Raw genomic sequence first — 19,981 nt, 5'->3', positions numbered from 1 at the left:
TTATCTGGAACCTCCATCCCGGGATTGGATGATACGGGGGACGACGAACCCCAACCGGCTGAGCATCTCGGGACTGCGCGAAGCGGGATGCGTCATGATGGCCGTGTCGAGCGCACGCTCACAACCCTGAGGACATGACTCCTGGTGGTCCGCCAGCACGTCGCACACATGCTCCACAAGCGAGTTGGCCTGCACGGCGATCCGCTCCATCCGCTCACTGACCAGGCTGGCGGTCACGGCCTCATGACTGTCATACCAACAGTCATAATCCGTGGGCATGGCGACCATCGCATAGCAGAGCTCCGCCTCACGTGCCAGTTTGGCTTCTGGCATGGCCGTCATTCCAATCACCGTCCCGCCCCAACTCCTGTACAGATTGGACTCGGCGCGCGTCGAGAACTGCGGCCCCTCCATCACCACGTAGGTTCCGCCATTGACATACGTCAACTTCAACTTCGAGGCCACGTCCGCCAGCGCCGTCCGCATCCGCGTGCAGACCGGGTCGCCAAAAGGAACGTGCCCGACGAGCCCCCGTCCGAAGAAGGTCTTCTCCCGCTGGATCGTCCGGTCGATGAATTGATCCACGAGCACGAACGAGCCCGGCGGACACTCCTCCCGCAGGCTCCCCACGGCGCTGAGCGAGAGCAACTGCGTGCAGCCGACGTGCTTCAACGCCGCGATGTTGGCGCGCACGTTGATCTGCGAGGGAGGAGTCTGGTGGCCGGGCCCGTGGCGCTGGAGGAAGGCGACCTGGGCGCGGCCGAGCGTCCCGAGGATCACCTCGTCCGAGGGCTCCCCGAAGGGGGTCTCCACCTTCACCCGCTGGACGCTGGACAGGGAGAGCAGCTTGCTCAATCCGCTCCCGCCAATGATACCGATACGAGGGACCTTCACGCTTTTGTCCGTCACCGCTCCTCCTGGATGTACAAAGTGGGTTCAACCCGGGTCTCGGCCGAGACGAGGCGCTCCTTCAGCTCGGAGAGCGCGGAAGGAATGCCGTCGCGCGAGAACAGCAGGCCTTCGCTCGCATGCGCTGTGTAGCGCGGCTCCTCCACCTTCAAAACCCGGTCGATCGCCGGCAGGTAGTTCCAGCGCACGCCCGGGTACAGGGAATGGGCCAGGTGATAGGCATCCGACGTCGGGCAGAGGAACACGCGGACCAGCCAGCCAGAAAACCCCCGGTAGTCCGTGGGGCGTCCCGCCAGGAACTCCCGGGTCAGACGGTCCTCGGACCAGCCTGGCGTCTTGAACCAACGATGCTCCGTCAGGAGCGACACCCAGGCGAACAGGGAGTAGGTGGTCACCAGGGGAACGAGCCAGCCCCAGACAATCGCCTTCCAGCCCGCCGCGGCATACAGCAGCGCGGAGAGCACCAGCAGCGTCACCACCCGGGCCACCGCGGTGATGGGCCGATGGTTGAGCAGGCTGTTGCGCACCATCGTCTTGAGGTTGACCATCATTCCCGAGGGCGAGAGCGGATGGAACAGCCGGCCGATGAACTGCGCATGGGTCATGCCACTGCGCATCCCGCCGTCACGGACGCGCGCGCGGTTCGGATCGAGCTTCTCGTGATTCGGGTGGCGGTGATGCTCCTGGGTATGGGTGATCTGCCGGCTGTGCATGTCCCGCTTGAACGCCGGGAACTGATAGAACACATCGGAGAGCCACCACTGCCAGGCGTGCGAGCGGCACAGGGCGTAGTGCACCGCGTTGTGCCCGAACTCCTGGAGGGCCCGGAAGCGGCCTCCCACCCAGAAGCACACCGCCACCCAGGCCAGGGGATGGTCAACCCACCGTGCGAGCAGGAGCGCGATGAAGATGTCGAGCCACGTCCACACGAACGGGAGGGGCGCGAACCACTCATCCAGTGGTTTGTACAGAAGCTCCCGCGTCCCCTCCAGACGCGGGCGGAGCCGGGAGATGCGCAGAACCCGCTCCGGGTCCGAGTAATAGAGGGACACGGCCGCGCGGAACAACAGCGTCGAACACAGCAGCGCGGCGAGCAGCAGTGGCAACGATTCAGTGGGAAGCATGGGATGAATACCTCAGCGGTTGGGCACGACCCTGCCCCAAGGCAGGTCCTCGAACAGGGCTGGGATTCCAGTCATCCGCGGGGAATTGCATGCGCCCAGGCGGTCCTCGTCCTGGTGCCCGCACGACAGGATGCAGCTGTTCCACCCCAGGGCCGCGGCGACCTCCGCGTCGTGGGTGGTGTCTCCCACATAGAGGATGCGCTCGCCCGGCAGCCCCAGCTTCGCGTGAAGGATGTGCCCCTCCTCGAGCTTGCTCGTCCCCTTTTCATCCCCCAATCCACACACATGGGTGAAGTACCCGCTGAGCCTCTTCGCCTCGAGGGTCCGCACCAGGGTGGGCCGGTAGGACGCGGACAGGATGGATGACCCGATGCCATTCTCACGCAGACACTCCAGCAACTCCAGCGCGCCCTCGTTCAACGCGCAGTGCCGCACCCGCGCGTCGAAAACAGCCAGGTACTCCCGGAGGATGTCGCTGAAGGCAATCCGCTCCAGATCGAAGCCGAGCGAGGAATAGAACGCGGAGATCGGAAACTGGAACCGGGCACGGTAGAACTCCCGCGTGACGGCGGGGACACCGAACCGGGCGCACACCTGGTTGACCCCAGTCACGGCCAGGTCCACGTCGTCGAGCAGCGTCCCGTTCCAATCCCAGACGACATGTTGAATCTGGTTCCAGACCTTACGCATGGGAATCATCGTTCACCGTCTTGCCCAAACGCGGGAGCAGCTTGTGGAGGACGACCCGGGCCGCGATTTCAGGCCGGAAGAGCTGACTCGGGGAAACCACCAGGTTGGTGACTCCCACCTGGGTCTGCAGCGCCAGCCGGTGGGAGGCGGCCAGCTCGCAGAGCCCCGAGCCGTACCAATGATGGAACCGCAGCCCGAGCGAGCGGCGGCCCTGCGTCTCCGGAAACCGCATGTCCTCGGACACCGCCATGTTCCACGCGGGCTCGACGACCTGGGCCATCAACGCCTGGATGGCACGGGCGCTGGTGCCTCCCTGCTTCCATACGGGAAGTTGCCGCCTCAGCACGTCGGCTTCCAGCGAGCAGAGCGTCATGCCCTGGCTGTACAACGGGTTCATGCTGCACAACGCGTCGCCCATGACCACGAGCCCCTCGGGCCACACCGGCATGTCCTCGTAGTGGCGCCGCAAGCTGCCCGGAATGGCGAAGCCCGCGACGTCCGAGAGGGGCTCCGCCTCCCGGATGATCTCCTGGATATCCGGGACCGGCAGCTTCCCGAGGAACCGGAGGAACTCCTCGGGGTCCGGCTTGGGGAATTCACCGAACCACCCGCCCGTGGTGACGAGCCAACGATTCCCCTCGATGGGACTGATCACCCCCATGGCCCGGCCATGGGGAGGCCTTGGCAGGACGAGCAGCACCTTCCAGCGATCGGCGAACTCGGGCCGCCGCCGGTAGATGCGGGACGCATAGCCGAGCTTCGTCTCGACGAGGGTCTTCTTCACCTCGCCCAGCCCCTCCTTCGCCAGCCACTCGGCCACGCGAGAGCCCCGCCCGTTGACGTCGATCACCAGCTCCGCCGACAACTCCCGGACCGGAGCGGACCCGTCCAACACCACCCCGTGGACGCGGGGCGCGCCCTCCCGGCGCAACAGGAAGCCCATGGCCCGGGTCTTGGAATGGACGGTGATCCGCGGATTGGCCCGGATGCGCCGGCGGACGATGTTGTCGAGCAGGCCCCGGCTGCAGTAGTGCGCGCTCACCCCGGTCTTGAACCGGTTCTTCCACTGACCATAGTGGAAGCATTTGACATCATGCCCCTGGTCCGCGATGTCCGCGCCGGCCTGGACCAGCTCGGCCAGGAGACCCGGGAAGACCTCCTCCATGACCTGCTTGCCACGCAGCAGCAGCAGATGGACGTGCTTCTCCTGCGGGACGCCGCGCCGATCACCCAGGCCGTCCTCGAAGTCGCCCTTCTCGATGATCGTGACCCGCTCGAACTCCGAAGACAGCACTTCGGCGGCGAGACAGCCACCAATACTGCCGCCAAGCACGATGGCATGTCTGCCTTTAGATCTGTCCAAGGAATCATCCCTCATAGGCATTCACCGCCGCGACGATATGTTGGAGATCCTCGTCCGAGAGCTGCGGGTGCAGGGGAATCGTCGTCAGCGAGCGCAGCAACTCCCGGGCGTTCTTGCAGTCCCGCCGGCGGTCCGCCAGGAGCGGGTAGTTGTACAGGGGTTGGTTGTCGTACTTCTTGACGTCCGAGGGGACACCCTTCCTGTCCAGGTGCTCGACGAAGCGCCGGCCGTCCCCCTTCACCACCTGCAGGAGGAGGGCGTAACCGTTGATGGTTCCCCCTTCGACGATGGGCAGCTCCCGGACGAGCGGGTTGTGGATGCGCTCGAGGAGGTACCGGCGATTGCGCGCACGGATCTCCAGCTGCCAGTCGAGCGCCTGCAGCCGGGCGAGTCCCACGGCCGCTTGCAGTCCACCCAGCTTGTAGTTGAGGCCCACCCGTTGGCCATCGAGGTTTCCGAACCGGGTGTACGCCCGCATCTTCGCGTCCCGGGAGGCATCGTTCGTCATCACGAAGCCCCCCTCGCCGGTGGACATGAACTTGCCTTCGTGGGTGCTGAAGCAGGCGATGTCGCCGAACTCCGCCAGCCACCTCCCCTGCAGGCGCGTCACATGGCAATGGGCCAGATCGAGGATCAATGGGACGCCATGGGCGTGAGCGAGGGTCCGCAGCTCATCCGCCCTCGACGGGTATCCCCACATGGGGACCTCGATGATGCCGCGCGTTCGTGGCGACATGACCCTTGCCAGGTCTTCCGGATCCAGCCCGAAGTCATGGGGGCGCACGTCACAGAAGACCGGCACGAGCCCGCGCGCCATGACGGGCAGGACCGTGCAGATGGGGCAGCTGGGGGGAACGATGATTTCATCACCCACCTGCCACTCGATGCCTTCCAGGGCGACCGAGACCGCGACCGCGCCCGAGGAGACCGCCAGCACGTGGCGCATCCCGTAGCGCTCCGAGATCTTCCGCTCGTACTGCTCCACGATCGGCGCGGTTCCGGTCAGGCCCGTCTCCAGGGCCTGCCGCAGGTACAGCTCGTCATCGGGATGACGGTGCCGGAACGCATCGTTGATCCGCCGGCGGGGCAGCTCTTCCCGCGCGCCCCTGGACGCGGCTCCTGGCGTGCTCATGCCGCCACCTGCTCCTTCAGCGTGTCCATGGCCCGCCAGATCTCCTCGTCCTCGAACACCCGCCGCAGCAGGACGCGGAAGTTGGGGAACAGCTTCAGGTCCGCGAGCTCCTCCTGGCTGAAGAAGCGGGCCGCATGGACCTCGCCATTGGCGATGCAGTTCGTATCCAGAGCCACGCACAGGTAGATCAGATCGATGTGGTAGTGGTGGCCCTTGGGATCATTGATGCGCTCACACAACACCCGGTAGGGCGTGTGCAGCACATGGACGTCGGCCTCGGGGTCAGCCAACGGTGTGTCGAGAAGACCCAGGATCCTCGCTTGTATCCCCGTTTCCTCGCTGATCTCGCGAAGCACGGCATCATCTGGTGACTCCGTGCTTTCGATATGCCCACCCGGGTAGAGCCAGACACCGAGCTTCCGGTGGTGGATCAACAGCACCTTGCGATCCGGATGGAGAACGAAACCCGACGCGGTCCACTGCTTGGGCAAGCGAGGATCCATGGTGTTCACGCCGGCCTACCTCTCCTGGTAGGCATTGACGACGCCTACCATGTAATCAATGTCTTCACCCGACAGGGCCGGATGCACGGGGATGGTCGTCATGGTGTTGAGCAGCCGCTCACCCTGGGGGCACGGGCGGCGGAACTGCTCGACGGCCGGGAACCCGTACAGGCAGCGGCAGCCATAGCGCTTGATGTCCGACGGGATGCCGTGCTCGTCCAGGTAGTCGATGAAGCGGCGGTTGTCGGCGAAGCTCGTGCGCAGGGTGAGGAAGTAGTAGTTCGTCCTCGCGCCGGTGATCCGCGTGAACTCACGGACGGACGGATGGGTGAGCTGGGACAGGAACCGCTCCGCGTGCTCGCGGCGGCCCTCCAGCTGCCGATCCAGGTACTTGAGCCGGTTCTTGCCGAGCGCGGCGGCGAGCCCGCCCAGCTTGAAGTTCAGGCCGAAGTCACGGCCGTTCAGGTTGCCGAACCGGCTGTAGTCCCGGCAGCGCCTGGCCAGGTCATCGTTGTCCGTGAGGATGAAGCCCCCCTCCCCCGTCGCCAGCGGCTTGCGCTCGTGGGTGCTGAAACAGGATAGGTCTCCGTACGCGGAGAGCGAGCGTCCATGCAGCGTGGAGCCGTGCGAGTGGGCGAGGTCCAGGATGAGCGGAATGCCGGCCTTGCGTGCGGCCTGCTGCAGCTCGTCGACCTCGGTCGGCATGCCCCACATCGGGATCTCGATGATGGCGCGGGTCTTCTTGGTGATCACCCGCGCCAGGTCCTCGAGGTCCACACTGAAGCTGTCCGGACGGGTGTCCACGAACACCGGCTTGGCGCCCATGTCCATGATCGGGTAGACGGTGCACAGCGGGCAGGTGGGCGTCAGCACCACCTCGTCACCGGCCTTCACGCCCGCGGCCGCCAGCGCCACCGTGATGGCCGCGCCGCCGGACGAGATGGCGATGGCGTTGCGGTTCGAGAAGTAGGCGCGAAGAGCCGCCTCGTACTCGGTGACGATGTCGGAGGTTCCCGACAAGCCACTGGCCAGGGCCGCGGCCAGGGCGGGCTGATCATCCTCGTAGCTCGCGCGGTATTTGTCGGAGATGACTCGCTTGTTCTTCACGGATGCCTCAGCCATTGGCCACACTCCTCTTCTGCACCCCAGTGACACTCAAGGACGGCGCCGCCACGACGCCCGGTTGGACCTCCGCCGCGCACACCTGCTCGATCACCTGGTAGGTCGGAATCATGCTCTCGAAATCCGCCTCGAAGCGGGTACCGGAGCGGATGGCGTTGAAGAACCCCGTCAGCTCGGTGAAATAGCCGCTGCGGACATAACCCGAGTCCAGGGGGCCCGGCTGCCAGGCATTGCGCCAGCGCTTGTCTCCGCCCACCACCTGCGAGGAGATCTCCGCGTCGTGGAGCGTGATGTTCCACAGGTTGTCGAGGGCGATCATGCTCGACCTGTCGCCGATCACCTTCATGTCGAACTCGAAATAGGGGAACATGCTGCCCGTCAGGATGGACGCGGACCGCCCGGACGAGAACGTGATGTCGATCCGCGCCAGCATCGCATCGGTCCCGTGCTGGACGGTGGAGTGGACGTCCGTCACGTGCTCGTCCTTGCCGAAGGCCGTCGTCAGATCGATCGAGTGGATCGTCTGGGCGAGCAGGAACGAGCGGAGGGTGGAGGAGAGACCCCACATGGGAGCGCGGGGCTTGCCCGCGTAGTGGTTGATCTGCACATGCATCGTCCGGCCGAACTTCTCGCTCGCGGCGATCTTCCGCAGGTGCTGGACCGGGCGGGCGAAGCGGAAGTTGAGGCCCACGCCGGTCACCACCCGCTTGCGCGCCGCCGCGTCGATCATGTCCTTGAGCTCATTGAGCGTGAAGCACGGCGGCTTCTCGACGAAGACATGGATGCCGCGCTCAATGGCCATCAGGGAGATGTCCCGATGGGCCTGAGGAGGACAGGCCAACACCAGCGCGTCCGGGCCCATGATGTTGATCATCGTCGCGACATCCTTGAAGACCTGGACGTCACGGACGTAGCCCTTCACCTCTTCCGCGCGCTCGAGCGACACATCACAAGCGGCGACGATCTGAATCTCGGGAATCTGCAACAGCGAGGGGAGGAGGTTTTCCTTCGTCTGCGCCCCGATGCCAACCAATCCAACGCGTATCAAGCGACGTTCCTCGTTTCTCCGCGGTATCGGCGACGCAGGAGAACGGCCCTGGGACATGTGCGGATGGCCGTTACACCCCTGCTGACTGCATTGCCGGCCCGGCGGCTGCCCAACCTCCCTCTACGGGTTGCTGGGATGAGCGCTCACCAGGCGACAACAATGCTGCCACCGCAGGACGTGCTTTCGTGGCAGGGCATGGATCTCATGCGAAGACCCATCGCCCGCCACGGGACGTTCTGTGTCAAGGGAGTTGTCGCCTGATGGGTAAAGGCCGCGCTTGCGGAGGTTCCCTCAATAGAGTCCCTCCCTGATGAACGCGCACGCCCCAGAAGGGCCAGACCTTCATCTGGACCGGAACAGGTGGGTGCCAGCGCCGGGGACCCCCAGACCACCGGACACCCGAGCGGAGCCGGGCCTGTTCGTAGACCGTGCGCCGCCTCGCGAGCACGGAGGCATCGCGCCCGAAATATCTGTCGTCGGGAGAGACGAAAGACAAGCTTCCGTGGAGGTGCTCGTGGTTGTACCAGGAGACGAACCGGCCCATCCAGGCCCGCGCGAGCGCCAGGGAGGAGAAGGTGACGGGGTAGTCCTTGTGTCTCTTCAAGGTGCTGAACAACGCCTCGGCATGGGGATTGTCGTTGCTGACCTGGGGGCGGCTGAACGAGGGCACGATTCCCAACCGCTGGAGGGTGCACAGCATCGTGGTCCCTCTCATCGGCCGGCCATTGTCGGAGTGCAACACGAGTCCCGCCGGATTGATTCCGTTCTCCTCGCACACCTTGCGGACGAAGCTGGCGGCATGCTCCGCACGCTCCTCGCGGTGGATCCTCCATCCCATGATGCGCCGGCTGAAGACATCCATCACCATGTAGAGGTAGAGGAAGGAGCCCCGGCCCGGGCCATTCAGGTAGGTGATGTCCCAGCTCCAGACCTGATTGGGCGCCGAGACACGCCGCTCGTGTCCGGGCTGCGGTCTGGTGCTGAAGTCCCTGGCGCACCACTCGCGTTTGTACGCGCGGAGGAGGCGATACATGGTGGACTCCGAGGCCACATAGATGCCCTGATCCGCGAGTCTCGGAACGATTTGTCTGGGGGAAAGCCCCTCGAAGAAGGGGGAGTGGAGCAATTCCAGGACGAGCCTACGCTCCTGATCGCTGAGGCGGTTGGCAGGGCAGCGACGCGCCATGCGCCGACGATCCTGGACGCACTCGGGTTTGCGCCAACGTTGCACGGTCCGCGCCGAGACGCCCAGCAACCGGCACGCCAGGGACAACCGCGCGCCATCCGCGATGGCATGCGCCACCAGATGACAGACCTTGAGCCGGACGTCTGGAGTGTGGAGCCGCCCCCGCCCCCCCACGACGAGGCCCTTCGCGTTCCTCGACAGGGTCACCAGTGCGCGAGCCTCCGCGAGCGCCTGTTCCTTGCGGCTCAGTTCCCGTGCGAGCGCCTTTACCCCCTGCGGTGCGGTCATCGAGCCAGGAGAGTGGATTCGCCGGGAAGAGGGGGCCCTGGGGTTCGCGTGCTCAAGTCCGGGACCGCGCACCTCATCGAGGCCGTACAGTTCACGCATTTCCATGCGCCCCAGTATCTGGTGGTGCGCGAATGCCGTCCAAGAAGCGTGTCGCCCGGGCCAGCCCGCGCGCAGGTGCCTCCTGGAGCGGCCCGTCAGCCGGAGCCGTGCACGAGGTGACCGGAGACGTGGTGCTGGACAAGAGGACGTCTGGCGTGGTGCAGCCAGGGACATGTCGATTGTCGAATCGAGTTTTGGGCCCGTGGGCGGCGCGTTACAGCCTGTATCGGAGGGCACCAACATGGGCACGACGCAAACGGCTGTGCAGGCGGGACTCGAAGGCGTGGTGGTCGCCGAGACACGGTTGAGCGAAGTCGACGGTGAGCGAGGGCGGCTGGTGATTGCCGGCGGTGACGTGGAGTCACTCGCCGGAACCCGCTCGTTCGAGGAGGTGTGCGCGCGGCTCTGGGCACCCTACGCGAAGCAGCCGCTCCCGGACTCGCTCCAGGCGGCGCTGGGCGAGGCCCGGGTGCGTGCCTTCGGGCTGCTCGATGGGTTGGGGGATGCGCTCTCGGCGAAGGACGGCATGGACGCCCTGCGGGCCGCGGCGGCCCACGTGCCGGAGCACCCCGAGGGAGAACTGGCCACGCAGCTCCTGTTGACGGGGGCCCTCGCCGTGTTCGCGGGAGCGTGGGGGCGGCGCGGACGCGGGCTCGCGCCAGTACGCCCGGACCCGACGCTGTCCCACGCGGCGGACCTGCTGCGCATGGTGACCGGTGAGCACCATCCCGAGCGTGCCGCCGGGCTCGACGCCTACCTGGTCACCGTCTCCGACCACGGGCTGAATGCCTCCACCTTCACCGCTCGGGTGATCGCCTCGACGGGCTCGGACGCCGTGTCGGCGGTGGTGGGGGCCATTGGCGCGTTGAAGGGGCCGCTGCATGGCGGCGCTCCCGGGCCGGTGCTGGACATGCTCGACGGCATTGCCCGCCCGGAGCGGGCCACGTCCTGGCTCGAGGAGGAGCTGCGGGCCGGGCGCCGCATCATGGGCATGGGCCACCGCATCTACCGCGTGAGGGATCCCCGCGCGGCGGTGCTGGAGCGAGCCCTCGAGCGGCTCGAGCGCGGGGGGCTGCGGACCGAGCGGCTCGCCCTCGCCCGAGCGGTGGAGCGCGCGGCCGAGGACCTTCTGCGCCAGCGCTACCCGGACCGGCCCCTGCGCGCGAACGTGGAGTTCTACACCGCCGTGCTGCTCGACGCGGTGGGCCTCGACCGCACCATGTTCTCGCCCACCTTCGCCTGTGGCCGCGTCGCCGGGTGGCTCGGGCACATCTCCGAGCAGCGGGCGACGGGACGCCTCATCCGGCCCGCGTCGCGCTACGTGGGGCCGATGCCGGAATGAGGGGGTGATCCCCCGCTCCCGCCGTCAGTTCCGTGACTCGACGATGACGGGCACTCCCCCGCGAGGCGCCAGGGTGACGCCTCGCCGCGACACCTGGAACGTGTAGGGGGTGGCGGGCCGGAGCTTCACCCGGCGGAGGACCTCGGCGAAGACAATCCGCATCTCATACGTGGCGAAGGCCATGCCGAGGCAGCGCCGGGCCCCTCCGCCGAAGGGAAAGTATTCGTAGGGGCTGGGGCGCTTGCCCACGAAGCGCTCCGGGTTGAAGCGCTCGGGCTCGGGCCACAGGTCCGGGCGGCGATGGGTGAGGTAGGCGCACGCCATCACCGCCATGCCGGCGGGCACGTCCCACTCGCCCACCTTCATGGGCCGCTGCAGCACCCGGCCCACCGCGGGAGCCACGGGCACCAGCCGCAACGTCTCCTTCAATGTCGCGTCCAGGTACTCCAGGCGGTTCACCTGCTCGGGCGAGAGCGGCCCCGTTCCCGCCACCTGCCGCAGCTCCTCCCGGAGCTTCTCCTCCACCTCGGGGTGCTGGAGGACGAAGTGGAAGGCCCACGCGAGCGTGGTCGCGGTGGTCTCGTGTCCGGCCGCGAGCAGGGTGATGGCCTCGTCGCGCAGCTCCTGGTCGGACATGGGCTGGCCCTGCTCGTCACGGGCCTGCATGAGCAGGGACAGGACGTCCTCGCGCTTCTCGACCCCCTCGGCGCGCCGCCGGGCAATCTCCGCGAAGAGGTACGCGTCCACCTCCTGCATGAGGCGGCTGAGCTGGGTCCACGGCAGGGCGCGGCTCACGTTGACCTTCCAGGGCCCGAGCTGAATCGGATCCCTCCCCACCGCGAGCAGCGCGAGCATCCGCTCCGCCGGGAGCAGGGCGCTCATGTACAGCACGGCATTGTGCGAGCCCATGTCGAGCATCCGCGCGAAGAGCTCGTGGAAGTGCGTGAACGTCTCGCCCTCGGCGAGGCCGAAGACCGTCTTGAGAATGATGTCCAGGGTGATGTCCTGGAACACCTCGTGGAGGGTGAAGGCCTTGCCCTGTGCCCATCCGTCGATGGAGCGGCTGGCGGACTCGCGCATGGACAGCCCGTAGGACAGCATCCGCTCGCCGTGGAAGGGCGGCGTCATCATCCGCCGCTCGCGGATGTGCTCCTGGTCATCGAGCAACAGCAGCGAACTCTTCCCCACCACGGATTCCAGCACCCGGTTCACCGGCCCCACGTAGAGGTCCTCCGGCTTGCCCGTGAAGAGCTGACGCACCATCTCCACGTCGCGGGTGAAGAAGAACGGCGGGGTGTTGGGGAACTGCATCACGAAGCTGTCGCCGTGGCGTTGGACCGACTCCTCCATGAACCGCAGCGGATGGGCGACCCATTGGTGGAGCTGGAGGAAGGGCGGCAGGTGGATGCGAGGAGGTTGCATGGGTAGAGGCTCCGGAGAAGCCAGGAGTCTACCGGAAGTGCCAGGCCCGCCCGTCCATCACTCGGGCGGGCCCGTGACTCCTACCGCGACGAGAGGCGGCCGCGGCGCCCCATCCGCGCCAGGGCCAGCAGGCCCAGCAGGGAGGCCACCCCTCCCGTGGGGGACGAAGTGCAGCCGCAACCCCTCGGCTCCTCTTCCTCCTCCTCCGGAGGCTCCATCACCGTGAAGGTGCTCGGAGCCGAAGCCTCGCTGACGTTGCCCGCTCCATCCCTGGCCGTGGCGCTCACCGTGTGCGGGCCCTGTGCCAGTTGATAGAGCGAGTTGACGCTCCATGCCGACGAGGCATCCGCCCGGGTCGTCCCCACGACGAGCCCATCCACCGTCACCACCACCGTGCTGTTCGCTTCGGCGCGCCCCGAGAAGCGCAGCTCGCTGGGACTCACGGTCGCGCCAGTGGTGGGCGTCAGCACCTCGGGCGGAGCCGGGGCCACACTGTCCACCACGAAGTCACGAGGTGAGGAGACAGGGCTGGTGTTGCCCACGGCGTCCGTAGCGGTAGCCGTGACCGTGTGCGCTCCCTGTGCCAGCGGCGAGGCCACGGTGAACGTCCAGGCCCCGGAATCATTGGCCCTCACCGTCCCCACCCCGGTGCCATCCAGCCTCACGGTCACCAGGCTGCCCGCCTCCGCGGTGCCCGAGATCGTTGGCGTCGCGGTGGTGACGACACCCGCCGGTGCCGTGAGCACGGGAGCCTCCGGCGCCACCGTGTCCTCCACGTCCACCGAGAAGCCACGGGTCGCGGAAGCCACGCTGGTATTGCCCGCGGCATCCGTGGCGGTGGCCGCCACCGTGTGCGAGCCCCGGGACAGCGGCGAGGCCGGTGTGAAGCTCCAGTCCCCGGAGGCGCTGGCCGTCGCCGTCCCCGCCACGGTGCCATCCAGCCTCACGGTCACCATGCTGCCCGACTCCGCCGTCCCCGAGATGGTGGGCATCGTGGTGCCGACGCTCGCCGCCGGGGCCGTCAGCACCGGTGCGCTCGGGGCCACCGTGTCCACCGTGAAGCCGCGGGCCTCGGAAGGCACGCCGGTATTGCCCGCCACATCCGTGGCGGTGGCCGTGACCGTGTGTGCTCCCTGGGTCAGCGGAGAGGCCAGCGTGAAGCTCCAGGTTCCCGAGGTATTGGCCGTCACCATCCCTACCCTGGTCCCATCCACCGTCACGCTCACCGTGCTGCTCGCCTCGGCGGTGCCCGAGATGATCGGCGTCGTGGTGCGGACGAAGGCCGCTGGAGCCGTAAGCACGGGGGCAGCCGGCGCCACCGTGTCCACGGTGAAATTGCGCGACGAGGAAGCGGAGCTGGTATTGCCCGCCGCATCCGTGGCGGTGGCGCTGGCCGTGTGCGCTCCCTGCGCCAGCGGCGTGACCACGCTCAAGCTCCAGGTTCCCGAGGGACTGGCCGTCACCGTCCCCGCATTCGCCCCATCCAGCTTCACACTCACCGTGCTGCTCGCCTCGGCGGTGCCCGAGATGATCGGGGTCGGAGTGTTGACGAAGGCGGCGGGTCCCATGAGCGTGGGAGCCGACGGTGCCACCGTGTCCACGGTGAAGCCGCGGGCCGCGGAAGGCGCGCTGATGTTGCCCGCCGCATCCGTGGCGGTGGCGGTGACCGTGTGAGATCCCTGCGTCAGCGCGGCGGTCGTGGCCAGGCTCCAGTCCCCGGAGGCATTGGCCACCACGGTCCTCGCGCTTCCGCTGTCCAGCCGCACCGCCACCGTGCTCCCCGCCTCCGCGGTCCCCGAGATGATCGGCATCGTGGTGCCGATGAGCGCGGCCGGAGCCGTGATCACGGGGGACGGCGGGGCCACCGTGTCCACGGTGAAGCCATAGGCCGCGGAAGGCGTGCTGGTGTTGCCCGCCGCGTCCGTGGCGGTGGAGGTGACCGTGTGCGCCCCCTGCGCCAGCGGTGACGCCGGGGTGAAGCTCCAGGTCCCCGAGGCATTGACCGTCACCGTTCCCACCTCGGTACCGTCCAGGGTCACCCTCACCGAGCTCCCCACCTCCGCCCTGCCCGAGATGACCGGCGTCACGTTGCTGACGATGGCGGCCGGAGCGGTGATCTCGGGAGCCGCCGGGGCCACCGAGTCCACGGTGAAGGCGCGCGGCGCGGAGACGGGGCTGGTGTTGCCCACAGCATCCGTGGCGGTGGCCGTGGCGGTGTAGGGCCCCTGGCCGAGCGGAGAGGTCAGCGTGAGGCTCCAGGTCCCCATGGCATCGGCCTTCACCGTCCCGATGGCAGCACCATCCAGCATGACCGTGACCGTGCTTCCCGCCTCCGCCGTCCCCGCGAGGGTGGGCGTGGCGGTGTTGACGAGCGCCGCCGGGGCCGTCAGCACCGGCGCGGGCGGTGGGCCATCGACGAAGACCACCGCGCCCCCGGGAATGGCGTTGGCCGTCACGCTCATCAGGTAGTACCCGTCCAGCACGGACGGCACCCGCATCACGAACGAGGTGCTCGAGAAGTCCTGCAAGACCACGGAGGTCCGCCTCCCTCCCTCCAACGCCTGGAGGGAGACGAGCGGGAAGTTGGCGCCGGAGTTCTGGGTGGTGCCACTGTGGGCCTCGGAGATGCCACGCAGGCCGATCCCATTCACGGTGACCGCCGCTCCCGACTGGAGGGAGGCCGGGGGAGTCACGAGGGGCCGCCACGCCTCGACGGCCCCCGTATCCTCGTACACCTCCGCGCTGTCCAGGGCTCCCGTGGCCGCGCTCCCTCCCACCGCGAGCACCCTGCCCGCTGGCAGCGGCGTCGCGGTGAAGTCGGCGCGGGCGGTCCCCAACGCCCCCACGGAACTGAAGGTCCCCGTGGACGGAGCGTAGAGCTCCGCGCTGGTCAGACGGCCCGCGGTCCCCAGGCCCGAAGCCACCAGGACCCTGCCCGAGGGCAGCGCCAGCGCCACATGGCGGGAGCGAGCGAAGACCAGGGCGCCCGTGGCGCTGAAGGTACCGCCCACCGGATCATACAGCTCGGCCGAGGCCACGGCGCCCGAGGCGCCGCTTCCACCCACCAGCAGCACCTTGCCCGAGGGAAGGAGCGTCGCCGTGTGGTCGGCCCGCGCGCTCGACAGCGTGCCGGTCCCCCGGAAGGTGCCCGTTACCGGGTCATACAGCTCCGCGCTGGCCAGCGGCGCCGAGGAGGACTGACCGCCGGCCACGAGCACCTTGCCCGTGTTCAGCAACGTCGCCGTGTGGCCGGAGCGCGCCGTGCCCAGCGAGCCCGTGGACAGCCACGTCCCCGAGGCGGGAGCGTACAGCTCGGCGCTGAGCAGCGGACCCGAGGCGCCCTGGCCTCCCGTCACCAGCACCATACCTCCGGGCAACAGCGTCGCCGTGTGCCGGGTGCGCGCCGTGCCCAACGCGCCCGCGCTGCTCCAGGTCCCCGCCGCCAGGTCATACACCTCCGCGCTGGTGATCGGACCGCTCGCCCCCTCTCCGCCCGTCACGAGCACCTTGCCCGAGGGCAGCAGCGTCGCCGTGTGCCGGGCGCGAGCCGTGCTCAACGCGCCCGTGGTGCTCCAGGTCCCCGCCGCCGGGTCATACAGCTCCACGCGGGTCAGGAACCCCGAGGCCCCCTGCCCTCCCACGACGAGCACCTTGCCATTGGGCAACAGCGTCGTCGTGTGCGAGGAGCGGCCCGCCGTCAGCGAGCCCGTGGTGCTCCAGGTCCCCGTCGCCGGGAAGTAGAGCTCCGAGGCGGCGGTGGGGCCCGAATAGCCTCCGGCCACCATGACCGAGCCATCGGGCAGCAGCGTCATCGAGTAGTCGTCGCGGAGCACCTCCAGGGAGCCGGTGGTGCTCCAGGTGCCCGCGGCCGGGTCATACACCTCCGGGTTGACGATGAAGGCCCCGCCACTGGAGGAGCTGTACATGTACCCGGGCCCCACCAGCACCTTGCCATTCGGCAGCAGCACCGCCCCATGGTACTGGTGCGGTTTGGCCATCGAGCCGGTGGCGTTCCAGGTCTGCGTCTGGGGATCGTACAACTCCGCGCTCGCGAGGGTGTTGGCGGTGAAGCTTCCATTGGAGCCTCCGGCCACCAGCACCCTGCCGTTGGGGAGCAGCGTCGCCGTGTGGTCGTCGCGGGCGGAGAGCATCGGCGCGTTGGTGCTGCTCCAGGAGCCCGTGGCCGGATCGTACAGCTGCGCGACGGCGGTGACGGTGTTGCTTCCCGCGTAGCCTCCCGCGACGAGCACCTTGCCCGTGCTCAGCAGCGTGGCCGTGTGGGAGACCACGGCCTTGACCAGGGAGCCGGTGGAGCTCCAGGTGCCCGTCGCCGGGTCATACAGCTCCGCGGTGGTGGAGGGCATGCTCGTCCCATCCACACCGCCGGCGACGAGCACCTTGCCGTTGTTCAACAGCGTCGCCGTGTGGCCGAAACGCGAGGTGTCCATCGAGCCGGTGAGGCCCCAGATGCCCGTCACCGGATCGTACAGCTCGCAGCTCCGGGTCGAGCCAGGCGTGTAGCCTCCGGCGATCAGCACCTTGCCATTGGGCAGCAGGGTCGCCGTATGGTGTTCCCGCGCATTGGCCAGGGTCCCCGCGGCGCTCCAGGTGCCCGTCGCCGGATCGTACAGCTCCGTGCTGGCCATCTGAACGCCCCGGCCGCCCTCACTGTCACCTCCCGCCACGAGCACCTTGCCGTTGGGCAGCAGCGTCGCCGTCTGCCGGTAGCGGGCCGCCACCATCGAGCCCGTGGAGCTCCAGCCTGGATCCACCACCACGGGGCCCTCCAAGCCCTCCAACCCCACCTCCATCTCCACCCGCAGGGTCCGCCCCACCAGGGCCAGCCGAGGCAGGTTCCCCGGTCCACCCCGGCCAGCGGGCAGAACGCCCCCCAGCCTCACCTCGCCCTGGCGGCTGCGCCCCGCCGCGTCCCGAGCCACCACGTAGTGCAGCCGCACCACCGGTACGTCCGAGCCGTCCAGGAACTCCAGGTACTCGCCCGCGTCCCGCAGCACCTGGATGCCCTCGGGCACCTCCACCTCATAGGTGGCCCGGTACGGCCTCCCTCCGGCCTCCATCACCACGAACTCTTCCGCCCGCTGCGTCAGCGTCAGCCCCCGCGCCTCCAACCCCTGCGCGCCCTCCGCCGACCAGAAGTGCCTGGGTCCGTAGAAGGCCGCTCCCGCGACAGGCTTCGACGCCGCTCCCGCGCTGGAGGCCTGGGGCCTGGCCCGGAAGACGTAGCCCCGCGTGGCCACCTCCAACTCGCCGTTCTCCGTGGCCGGCAACCTCACCCGCAGCGCGGCCTCGGGATGGACGGGCATCCGCCGTGGCTCGGGCTCCGGGCTGCCCACGAGCTCCGGAAAGTACGCCCGCGCCAACTGGAGCGCGCTCTCCTCGCTCGGAGCCTCCTGCCACGCCCGCGCCGAAGGTGCTCGCGCCGGAGCCTGAGGCCAGGAGACGCGAGGCGCCTTCCGCGACGGCAGGACCTCCCGCGCGGCCTCCACCCGGAGTTCCCGCGGGTGCCCCACCGCCACCCAGCCCCCCTCGGTGGCGCGAGCCTTGACCGCCTCCTGCTCCTCACCCTGGCTGCAGCCCAGCCAGACACACAGGAGGGCCAGCCACGTCAGCCCGCCCCCGCGTGCAAACCTCGCGGCTCCCACACTCCGGCCATTCCTCTGCGCTGGTCTCACGGCGTCCCCCCTCCTGGGTATCGCATCCGCGGGTCCTCATGGAGGCCCCCGGGAGGGTGGAGACGACGACATGGGAAATGATGCAAAAAAATCCGCGCCGCACTCAATCCCTGGCACGCGGGCCTTCCAGCATCAGCTCCAGGTTCGACGCGGGCACCTCCACCTCCACCTCTCGCATCGGGTGGCCGGACTTCTCCGCCCGCAACCGGGCGCGTCCCGGGGCCAGGCCCGACAAGGTGAAGCGGCCCTGGACATCCGTGCGGACGCTGCCAACGCCCGCTTCATCCCCCAGGAGGCCCACCTCCGCATTGCCCACCGGCATGCCCCGCTCGTCCCGCACGCGGCCGGACAGCGTGACGCCTTCGCGCAGCACCAACGTGACGGGCACGGACTCCTCGTCCCACGCCTCCACCGGGACGGGCTCGGACGGGAGGTAGCCCGGGGCACGCGCCCGCGCGATGTAGCTGCCTGGAACGAGGCCCCCGAAGGAGGCCGCACCCCGGGCGCCCGTGCCCTCCTCCCGCACCGTCTCCCCGCGCCCCTCGCCCACCCCCGAGAGGGTGACGGACGCCTGCTCCACGGACTCCCCGCGCATGCCACGCACCAGCACGGTCACCGCCGCCGCGGGCAACACGGAGAGCTCCAGCGGCTCGGTCCGCGGCAGCTGGAGCTCCCGCACCACGGACAGGTACCCCGGGCGCTCGACGCGCAGCGTATACGTGTCCTCCGAGAGCTCCCGCACCTCGAAGCGTCCATCCGGGCCCGTGCGCACCTCCGCTGCCCCGCTCCGCCCGGGTCCCATGAGATGAATCCGCGCGCCCTCCAGCCCGAGCCCCTCGGGTCCGAGTATGCGGCCCGCCAGCACGAGCTCCGGCCGCAGCGCGATCTCGACGACCGTCTCGGGGCCCGCGCCCACCTCGAGGGTCCGCTGCACGGCCCCATGGCCCGGAGCCCGGACGACGAGCGCATGGGGGCCCGGTACCAGCGGAGCGGCCCGGAAGTGGGCCACGCTCTCCTCGCGCCAGTGGAGCGCCGGTGTGGCCGGTGACTCGACGCTGGCGCCTTCGAGCAGCCGGCCCGAGCGCTCCTCCACCACCCGCACGAGGAGCCCCCCCGCCGCCGTCAGCGACAGCTCGAGCCCCGAGGTGTCCTCGGTCAGCGGCTCGATGGCCAGTTCGCCCACGCCCGTGGCGCTCTCGGCGAGCAGCTCGGTGCGTCCGCAGTCGAGCCCCTCCAACACGAAGTGGCCCGCGCTGTCGGTCCGCACGCCCGGCTCCCTCCCCCGCGACCGCACCCGGGCCCCGGCAACGGCAACGCCGCGCTCGAGCACCCGGCCCTCCACGCGCACCGCGCAGGGCAGCACCACGGTGACGGGCCTGGACGCGGGAACGAGCAGCACCCGCTCGCCATGGGACGCCGCGCGGGCCCACACGCCATAGCGCGCCTGGGGGAGCAACCCCTCCACCTCGAAGGCGCCCGTCTCGTCGCTCTCCACCTCCCGCAGACGCCGGACGGGCGCGAGGCTCACCACGGTGAGGCGGGCCCGGGCCACGCGCCCCTCCCCGTCCACCACCTGGCCCTTCAGCCGCTCTCCGTCCATCACCACCAGGCGCACCTCGGAAGGGCCCGGCCGCACGTCCAGGGCGAGCGCGGCGGGCCGTCCCTCCACCTCGGCCAGCAGGTGGTAGCGGCCCTCGGGGACGCGCAGCAGGAAGTCTCCGTCCGGGCCCGTGGTGACGGTGGCGCGCGGAGGTGCCTCCAGCGCGTCCGCGGCCACGTGCCGCGCCAGACCCTCCTGCGTCTCCGCGGGCCCGGCCTCGAAGGCGAGCACCTGGGCGGCCACGGGCATCCCCCGGGCATCCTGGACCCATCCGCGCAGCGCCGTGCTCCCGCTGGCCGCCCGGTCTGGCGTGGAGGCGCCCGGGCTCGTACCGGTACCGGCGCTCCACGCCTCCTCGGAGGCCCTTCGCTCATCGGAGCCGCCGGACAAGGTGCTCACGAGGAGTGCCAGCAACACGAGCAATGCGCCCCCCGCGACGAGCCCCTTGCGCATCGGAAAA

At 69.0% G+C, this 19,981-nt stretch carries 13 protein-coding genes; 1 reads left to right on the top strand and 12 read right to left on the bottom strand.

The annotated features are described in order from the left end of the window. The 9 genes from mtnP to VFZ09_RS34690 form a co-directional block, all read right to left on the bottom strand. On the bottom strand, positions 1-909 hold the full coding sequence (mtnP, locus tag VFZ09_RS34730) for an S-methyl-5'-thioadenosine phosphorylase (protein WP_329732041.1): 909 nt from the start codon (positions 907-909) through the stop codon (positions 1-3). Further along, entirely contained in the window at positions 906-2,033 is a 1,128-nt protein-coding gene (locus tag VFZ09_RS34725; protein WP_329732040.1) for a fatty acid desaturase family protein, read from the bottom strand. The genes mtnP and VFZ09_RS34725 overlap by 4 nt, the downstream gene beginning before the upstream one ends. Before the next feature lie 12 nt (positions 2,034-2,045). Then, entirely contained in the window at positions 2,046-2,723 is a 678-nt protein-coding gene (locus VFZ09_RS34720; protein ID WP_329732039.1) for an HAD-IA family hydrolase, read from the bottom strand. Beyond that, a complete protein-coding gene (locus VFZ09_RS34715; RefSeq protein ID WP_329732038.1) occupies positions 2,716-4,056 on the bottom strand; it encodes a hypothetical protein in 1,341 nt (446 codons plus the stop codon). Before VFZ09_RS34715 ends, VFZ09_RS34720 begins: the two co-directional genes overlap by 8 nt. A 34-nt stretch (positions 4,057-4,090) precedes the next feature. Then, on the bottom strand, positions 4,091-5,218 hold the full coding sequence (locus VFZ09_RS34710; protein ID WP_329732037.1) for a DegT/DnrJ/EryC1/StrS family aminotransferase: 1,128 nt from the start codon (positions 5,216-5,218) through the stop codon (positions 4,091-4,093). Then, entirely contained in the window at positions 5,215-5,721 is a 507-nt protein-coding gene (locus tag VFZ09_RS34705) for an NUDIX hydrolase (protein WP_329732036.1), read from the bottom strand. Before VFZ09_RS34705 ends, VFZ09_RS34710 begins: the two co-directional genes overlap by 4 nt. 15 nt (positions 5,722-5,736) lie before the next feature. Beyond that, positions 5,737-6,843, bottom strand: a complete 1,107-nt coding sequence (locus VFZ09_RS34700; protein ID WP_329732035.1) for a DegT/DnrJ/EryC1/StrS family aminotransferase — start codon at positions 6,841-6,843, stop codon at positions 5,737-5,739. Beyond that, entirely contained in the window at positions 6,836-7,891 is a 1,056-nt protein-coding gene (locus VFZ09_RS34695; RefSeq protein WP_329732034.1) for a Gfo/Idh/MocA family oxidoreductase, read from the bottom strand. The genes VFZ09_RS34700 and VFZ09_RS34695 overlap by 8 nt, the downstream gene beginning before the upstream one ends. A 241-nt stretch (positions 7,892-8,132) precedes the next feature. After that, the gene (locus VFZ09_RS34690) at positions 8,133-9,365 is read right to left on the bottom strand and encodes an IS3 family transposase (RefSeq protein ID WP_329732033.1); all 1,233 of its coding nucleotides are present in this window, start codon (positions 9,363-9,365) and stop codon (positions 8,133-8,135) included. A 340-nt stretch (positions 9,366-9,705) separates the two neighbouring features. Here VFZ09_RS34690 and VFZ09_RS34685 point away from each other — a divergent pair, with 340 nt between their 5' ends. After that, complete coding sequence (locus VFZ09_RS34685) at positions 9,706-10,806, top strand: citrate synthase (protein ID WP_329732032.1); 1,101 nt, start codon at positions 9,706-9,708, stop codon at positions 10,804-10,806. 24 nt (positions 10,807-10,830) lie between these two features. Here the strand turns inward: VFZ09_RS34685 and VFZ09_RS34680 are convergent, their stop codons facing one another. From VFZ09_RS34680 to VFZ09_RS34670, 3 genes are all read right to left on the bottom strand, one after another. Next, the gene (locus VFZ09_RS34680) at positions 10,831-12,228 is read right to left on the bottom strand and encodes a cytochrome P450 (protein ID WP_329732031.1); all 1,398 of its coding nucleotides are present in this window, start codon (positions 12,226-12,228) and stop codon (positions 10,831-10,833) included. Between the two features lie 80 nt (positions 12,229-12,308). Next, entirely contained in the window at positions 12,309-17,921 is a 5,613-nt protein-coding gene (locus tag VFZ09_RS34675) for an Ig-like domain-containing protein (protein WP_329732030.1), read from the bottom strand. A 103-nt stretch (positions 17,922-18,024) separates the two neighbouring features. After that, the gene (locus VFZ09_RS34670) at positions 18,025-19,974 is read right to left on the bottom strand and encodes a carboxypeptidase-like regulatory domain-containing protein (RefSeq protein ID WP_329732029.1); all 1,950 of its coding nucleotides are present in this window, start codon (positions 19,972-19,974) and stop codon (positions 18,025-18,027) included. Positions 19,975-19,981 lie beyond the last annotated feature (7 nt).

The organism is Archangium sp. (assembly GCF_036277355.1).
Classification (GTDB): Bacteria; Myxococcota; Myxococcia; order Myxococcales; family Myxococcaceae; genus Archangium.
This window is presented reverse-complemented; position numbering and strand designations above follow the sequence as displayed.